Source organism: Mycobacterium sp., from assembly GCF_032162605.1.
Lineage (GTDB): Bacteria > Actinomycetota > Actinomycetes > Mycobacteriales > Mycobacteriaceae > Mycobacterium.
In genome coordinates, this window is the sequence record NZ_JAVROT010000005.1 from 1 (window position 1) to 4,921 (window position 4,921).

Annotated in this window: 4 protein-coding genes and 3 pseudogenes; 3 read left to right on the forward strand and 4 right to left on the reverse strand. The window is 64.5% G+C overall.

All coding sequences use genetic code 11. The features are described from left to right. On the reverse strand, positions 1 to 437 hold a 437-nt coding region (locus QOI01_RS00135; RefSeq protein ID WP_526377444.1), incomplete at its 3' end, for a D-alanyl-D-alanine carboxypeptidase family protein. Between the two features lie 311 nt (positions 438 to 748). Between QOI01_RS00135 and QOI01_RS00140 the strand changes: the two genes are divergently transcribed. The 3 genes and pseudogenes from QOI01_RS00140 to QOI01_RS00150 all read left to right on the forward strand — a co-directional run bounded on the left by QOI01_RS00140 (position 749) and on the right by QOI01_RS00150 (position 3,583). Beyond that, positions 749 to 2,236, forward strand: a complete 1,488-nt coding sequence (locus QOI01_RS00140; protein ID WP_526377446.1) for an MFS transporter — start codon at positions 749 to 751, stop codon at positions 2,234 to 2,236. Between the two features lie 883 nt (positions 2,237 to 3,119). Then, positions 3,120 to 3,176, forward strand: a pseudogene (locus tag QOI01_RS00145) (hypothetical protein); the annotation flags it as partial. A gap of 59 nt (positions 3,177 to 3,235) precedes the next feature. Beyond that, on the forward strand, positions 3,236 to 3,583 hold the full coding sequence (locus QOI01_RS00150; protein ID WP_526377450.1) for a hypothetical protein: 348 nt from the start codon (positions 3,236 to 3,238) through the stop codon (positions 3,581 to 3,583). 49 nt (positions 3,584 to 3,632) lie between these two features. On the opposite strand, the pseudogene QOI01_RS00155 reads toward QOI01_RS00150, so the two are convergent. From QOI01_RS00155 to QOI01_RS00165, 3 genes and pseudogenes are all read right to left on the reverse strand, one after another. Next, a pseudogene (locus tag QOI01_RS00155) lies at positions 3,633 to 3,803 on the reverse strand (cytochrome P450); the annotation flags it as partial. 271 nt (positions 3,804 to 4,074) lie between these two features. Beyond that, positions 4,075 to 4,258: pseudogene (locus QOI01_RS00160) on the reverse strand (RNA polymerase sigma factor); the annotation flags it as partial. 307 nt (positions 4,259 to 4,565) lie between these two features. Next, a partial coding sequence (locus QOI01_RS00165; RefSeq protein ID WP_526377448.1) for a sensor histidine kinase occupies positions 4,566 to 4,921 on the reverse strand: 356 nt, incomplete at its 5' end.

Sequence of the window (4,921 nt, forward strand, 5' to 3'; positions counted from 1 at the left end):
CACTGGTCGGCGCCCGCTCCACCGACGTCGACGGCCTCGCCAATGACGTGCTTGGACATCTGTGGCGTTTCGACGTACTGACGCGCCGCGGCAAAGCTGCCGTAGGTGTGCACTGCGTCGTCGAGAAGGCGCTGCTGGAACTCCGGCGAGCGCCAGCCGGAGGTGATGGTCATGGTGACACCGGCCGCGGCGGCGGCGGTGGCAGCGTTCTGGACCGCACTCAACAACCCCGGGTCGAGGCGGCCGATCGCGGGATTCTGCACGTCGAACGGTGTCAACGTGTCCGGGCCGGCCAGGGAACCGTCGCCAGGGTCGGCCGGAGGGTCCATGGCGACGGTATGGTCTGCCAGCCTGATCAGCGGAGCCGGCGGACCGGACGGGTGCAGCCAGCCGAGGGCCAGCGCAGTGGTGGCGACGGCCACCGCAACGAATCGCATGCTGCACTCCTGACTGCGGGGTCTCGGTGACCTCGGCGTCGGTTTTCGACCTTAGTCATCTGTTTTGGCGGCGCATCGTGTCGGTGCGAGCTGAGCAGTCGCGCTCGCCGGCGCGGTGCGGATCAGCTCGTCATGGCGCACTCTCCGAATCCCAAGGTGACGGCTCGCGTCCGAACCCGGTCGAGGAACCGGTGATGGTCCAGGACTTGGTCCATCACCGTGTCGAGCTGGATGGTCGACGAGTTTGGACATTCGACGTCCAGGGCATCACCTTCTGGGCGTTAGGGCGCAGGTGCACGAAGGGGTGCGGCATGGCATCAGGAGTGGAACTCGGCCGGATCGAGACCGACATCCCGGCGAGGATGGATCGGCTTCCTTGGGCCCGCTGGCACTGGCTGATCGTGATTGGGCTGGGAACCGTTTGGATCCTCGATGGCCTCGAAGTAACCATCGTCGGGTCCATGTCCGATGCGCTCAAGTCCGAGGACACCGGTCTGGGGCTGAGCAGCTCGCAGGTAGGACTGGCCGGTGCGGTCTACGTCGCTGGTGCGTGCCTCGGCGCGTTGTTCTTCGGTCAACTGACTGACCGCTTCGGTCGCAAGAAGCTGTTCATGCTGACATTGGGTGTGTACATCGTGGCGACCGTGCTGACGGCGTTCTCGATGAACCCGCTGTGGTACTTCGCCGCCAGGTTTCTCACCGGCGCGGGAATCGGGGGAGAATACGCCGCGATCAATTCGGCGATCGACGAGCTCATCCCGGCCGACTACCGCGGTCGAGTCGACGTCGCGATCAACGGCTCGTTCTGGGTCGGCGCGGCCGGCGGTGCACTGCTGACGATCCCCCTGCTGGATCCGACCGTCGTGGACCAAGCCCTGGGCTGGCGTCTGGCGTTCGGGCTGGGAGCGATCTTGGGCGTCGGTGTCCTGCTGGTGCGCCGCTACGTCCCCGAAAGTCCGCGTTGGCTGTTCATCCACGGCCGCGAGGATGAGGGCGAGCGGATCGTCCGACAGATCGAGGAGACGATCACCGAGGAGACCGGCCAGAAGCTGCCCGCCGTGTCGGAACGGATCACCATCCGGCAGCGCAAGTCAATCGGAATCGGCCTGATCGCCAAGACCGTGTTCACCATGTACCCGCGGCGGACCCTGCTGTGCTTCGCCCTGTTCGTCGGTCAGGCGTTCCTCTACAACGCGTTCTTCTTCACCTACGGCGACACGCTGTCGACGTTCTTCGACGTCGACGAAACCGGGTATTACGTCGCAATCTTCGCGGCAAGTAACTTCATCGGCGCGCTGGCGCTCAGCCCGCTGTTCGACTCCATTGGACGTGTCCGAATGATCGCTGGCACTTACATCGTGTCAGGCGTGCTTCTCGGGGTTGTCGGCTTCTTCCTCGGTTCGTTGACCGCGGTGACACTCACCGCGTGCGGTGCGATCGTGTTCTTCTTCGCCTCGGCCGGCGCGAGCGCGGCCTACCTGACAGCCAGCGAAGTCTTCCCAATGGAGACTCGCGCACTGTGCATCGCATTCTTCTACGCGATCGGTACTGCTGCCGGGGGTATCACCGGCCCGCTGTTGTTCGGCAGATTGATCGAAAATGCCTCGGGCAGTGGCGATATCACCGGTATCGCCACAGGGTATTTTCTGGGCGCTGCGCTGATGATCGTAGGTGGGATCGCCGAGGCATTCCTTGGAGTCAAGGCCGAGGGCCAGTCTCTTGAGGCGATCGCCAAACCGTTGACCGCTGAGGACGATGCTCCCGAGGCGGAGGCGACGGCACAATCGGTCACGACGTGAGCGTCCCGCCCGACTGGGTGGTGCCCGTGATCTGGCGGCCAGCGGCGGGGCCAGATCTTCGAATTGACTGACGCCGAGTGCGAACTCGCCGCTGGGGCAGCACGAGCTCAACATGATCAGCGCCGGCGGCCAAATGGTCGCGACCTTGGCCGCGGTCGCGTCCGGGTCGCCGTGGCCGATGACCTCATCGACCAGCTGGTCACTCTCCTCGGAGATCTCTTGATCCGAGTAACCGATAACGGAGTGGTTCTCATGAATGCCGTTCCTGTAGTCGAAGAGTGAGGATAGCGGTGCACCATCGGCGTCGGCACGGCACGGCACATCGCAGCGCGACGCCACCGTCGTCGATGGACCAGCAGTGATGGCCCGTCCCCCAGATCACCGCTGCTCGCCCACGGGCTTGACACCGTCGCCACCAAGTTCGAGGGCGAGCGCGAGTATCTGAGGACGCGTCGAGGCGTCGTGGAGACCGACGAGAGGCTCGCGAACATGAACTGCGCAAGCAATCCGTTTGTCTGAGGCGATCCGCCTTGGGTTTCTCGAACGCGGGACCGGCGAACTCACCTCAACCCTGGCCGCCCAGACTGCCGTGAATGTCTTCAGCGTGGGTCTGAGGCCGTTGGCTCGACCAAGACGGCAGCCCATTTCTTCGAACTCCTGCACGAAACCCACGACGCCCTAGTCGCTTTGGCCTCAGATCCCGTCGCGACACCGCCTGATCGACTACTACCGGGGAACACGGGAGCCGCCAACCCGCGTTAGTCGCTGGGTGAAGGCAATTACCTATGCGCGAACCGGTGACAGCTCCGTACTGCGACTGCGGGAGCGTGACCTGCCCGAGCCGTGCTCGGGGGAGGTGCGGGTGCGCATCGTGATCTCCGGGGTGAACCCGACGGACTGGAAGCACCGCCGCGGCTCCGGTCTCAGCCAAGAGCTCGAGTTTCCAGAGATCGTGCCCAACCAGGACGGCGCAGGCGTGGTGGACGCCGTAGGTTCGTGGTGGAGGTGGCACCGGGTCAGAACGCAGCGCTCAACGCGGTTGTCGTGTCCCCGCGCGCGTCGATTGCGATCTATGCGAACAACGGTGGCGACCGCCTCGAGCTCGACGTGCGGCCCAACATGGTGCTCAATGCGCGCTACCAGTTCATCCTGTTGTACTCGGTGGGTGAGCGGGCACTGAGCAACGCCCGGGAAGACGTGACGGCGGCAGCTGGGGCGGGAGCGCTCGCAGTCGGTGACGCCGCGGGGTTGCCGTTGCATCGCTTTTCCCTCGATGACACCGCGGCGGCGCACGACGCGGTGGAAAGCGGTGCGACAGGAAAGGTTCTGATCGACGTCGGTGAATGAGGGGCTTCGAGTCGTCGCTATGCTGCCCGCCGAATCAACTGCCTTCACGTCATGACAGCACGATCCGCAACCGCTCCCAACCTCGCACGGTGGACGTCGGCGCTGGCTGCATGCTGGCGTAGTCGAGGCCCCACTCGGGGAAGCGCGTCAGGAGCTCGTCGAGCGCGACCCGACCTTCCAGCCGGGCCAGGTTGGCGCCCAGGCAGTAGTGCAGACCCTTGCGTCGCCAGTTCCGAGCGGCGGAGCCGGGATGGGGGGCGGTCACGTCAAATCGTTCCGTTCTCGCGCAGGGCCGCGATGTGCTCGGGGGGCAGATCGAGGAGTTCGCCGTATACGGCGTCGTTGTCGGTGCCCAGTGCCCGTCCGAGATGGTCTATTCGCCCAGGGCTTTCGCTGAGCAGTGCCACGGGTGCTTGCACGTTGATCGGACCGAGGTCGGGATCGTTGAACTCCACGAACGTGCCGCGCGATCGCTTTCGTAGCTCAAGGTCATAGCCTCGTTCTCTCGTGGTGTCGGCCAGGAGCTTGCGCAGTCGTCCTCGGCCCCGGTTGAGCCTGGATGTGACGGTTCCAACGGGCGTGTCCATGATCTCGGCGATCTCCTTGCACGTGAAACCCGCGACATCGGCGTAGTACACCCGCGATGCGGAATTGTTCGGGCAGCGCCCGCATCGTCGTCTTGATGGTGAGCAAGCCCGCCAAGGCCGGAATCCTTGCCTACGGCGATGGCCCTGTCGCAGCCGCGCTGCTAGTGATCGCCCTCATCTTGGTCACCCATATAGCCGTCAGGCGAGCCGCCGGGGAGAGCCCTGGACCAGCGGAAACGCTGGCTTGGGCAGTCAAAATCGCCGAATGATGCCGAAACGGCGGTTCTTCGATCGAATCCCAATAGTCAAGGCCGACATTGTGATCCAAACCCCAACACAGTTTCTGGCACACACTGAAGGCCAGAGCGCCGATCGGGCCTCGTAGCGCTCGTCTGTCATCCGACTTTCAATGGGATGCTGACGCGCAGTGCTGTCCCGTTTCCTGGGTGACTCGAGATCTTCATCGTGCCGCCGAGCGCTTCGACACGGTCCATCAGGCCGGTGAGGCCAGAGCCTTTGCCTACCTCGGCCCCCCCGATTCCGTCATCGTCAATGGAGAGATGGAGATTGGCGTCGTCAGCATCGACGCGCACGTCAACCTGGCACGCTCGTGCGTGCTTGGCGACGTTGGTGAGCGCTTCGGCGACGACGTAATAGGCGGCCACTTCGGCGGACTCGGGCAACCGTCGATGGACGGCCAAGTCAAGTGTGACCCACACCGCGGAGCGGCGGGCAAGCGCATTGAGTGCCG

Excerpts from the sequence above, each read along its gene's own strand:
- QOI01_RS00140 (WP_526377446.1), top strand. The coding sequence starts at position 749 with ATGGCATCAGGAGTGGAACTCGGCCGGATCGAGACCGACATCCCGGCG.